The organism is Pseudonocardia pini (assembly GCF_013870575.1).
Classification (GTDB): Bacteria; Actinomycetota; Actinomycetes; order Mycobacteriales; family Pseudonocardiaceae; genus Pseudonocardia; species Pseudonocardia pini.
Map to the genome: position 1 here is coordinate 1 of NZ_JACBXB010001069.1, position 1,440 is coordinate 1,440.

Consider the following 1,440-nt stretch of genomic DNA (forward strand, 5'->3'; position numbering starts at 1 on the left):
GTACCGGTCCGCGCCGAAGTAGAGGTCGACGTCGGCCTCCGGGGGATCCGTCGGGCTCCGCGGCAGGGCGAACCACAGGCCTGGGCCTCCAGCGCGACCAGCCCGAACGACTCGTTGTGGCTCGGCACCGCGACCACGTCGGCCGCCCGGTAGACCGTCGCGAGGGCCGCGCCGCCCTGCGGCGGCAGGAACCGCACGACGTCGGCGATCCCGAGGTGCGCGGCCAGCTCCTGCAACGAAGTGGGCTCGGCCAGCCCCGACCCGGAGGGCCCGCCCGCGACGAGCACCACGAGCCGCGACCGCAGCGTGGGATCGCGCCGCAGCATCTCGGCGGCGGCGCGCAGGAGCACGTCCGGCGCCTTCAGCCGCTGGATCCGCCCGACGAACCCGAGCACGACGGCGTAGCGCGGGATCCCGAGCCGCGACCGGGCGACCGCCCGAGAGCCCGGCCGGAAGCGCTCCAGGTCCACCCCGGGTGGGATCGCGACCGTGCGCAGCGGGTCCGCCCCGCACAGCTCGACGAGCTGGCGCGCCTCGGTGTCCGTGTTGGCCACCAGCCGGTCCGCCTCGGCGACGACCTGGTCCTCACCGATCACCCGCACCATCGGCTCCGGCTCGTCCCCCTCGGCGAGGGCGGCGTTCTTGACCCGGGCGAGGGTGTGCGCGGTGTGCACCAGCGGCACGCCCCAGCGGTCCCGGGCGAGCCAGCCGACCTGGCCGGAGAGCCAGTAGTGCGAGTGCACGACGCCGTACCAGCCCGGCTCGTGCCGGGCCTCGGTCCGCAGCACGCCCGCGGTGAACGCACAGAGCTGGCCGGGCAGGTCGTTCTTGCCGAGACCCTCGAAGGGGCCCGCGGCGATGTGTCGGACCAGCACGCCGGGGGCCAGCTCGGCGACCGGCGGCTGCTCCGACGAGGTGGCCCGGGTGAAGATCTCGACGGGCACGCCGCGCCTCGCCATCCGGGTGGCGGTCTCGGCGATGTAGACGTTCATGCCGCCTGCGTCCCCGGTCCCGGGCTGCTCGAGCGGCGAGGTGTGCACCGAGAGGATGGCGACGCGGCCCCGGACGTCAGGGCGGGCGGCGGCTCGGTCTGTCACGTACTTCTTCCTAGCACGATCGGTCGACCCTCACTCCGGGCCACCCGGCGCACCGGGGAGGCCCAGCAGGGCCCGGACCGGATCGTCCGCGTGCACCCGTCCGACGGCATCGACCCAGGTCGGGACGCTGCGGCGGCCCTTCTCGGGGCGGGTCAGGTCGACCTCCAGCACCTCGTGGAGGCGGAGCTCACCGGGTGGGAGGGGCAGGCCCGTTGTGCGGCAGGCCACCACCACCTCGGGCAGGTCCGCCCACGCGACGGCCACGCCGTCTCCCACGACCTCGCCCCGGACGACGTCGGAGGCGAGCGGGAGGTCCAGGATCTCGGCCAGCGCGGCGGGCTCG

2 protein-coding genes are annotated in these 1,440 nt (G+C 75.4%); both read right to left on the bottom strand.

The window, feature by feature from the left end; translation table 11 throughout:
- On the bottom strand, positions 1-1,097 hold a 1,097-nt coding region (mshA, locus tag H5J29_RS32560), incomplete at its 3' end, for a D-inositol-3-phosphate glycosyltransferase (RefSeq protein ID WP_181784736.1).
- Between the two features lie 30 nt (positions 1,098-1,127).
- Positions 1,128-1,440: hypothetical protein (locus H5J29_RS32565; RefSeq protein WP_181784737.1), on the bottom strand; the 313-nt coding region annotated here is incomplete at its 5' end.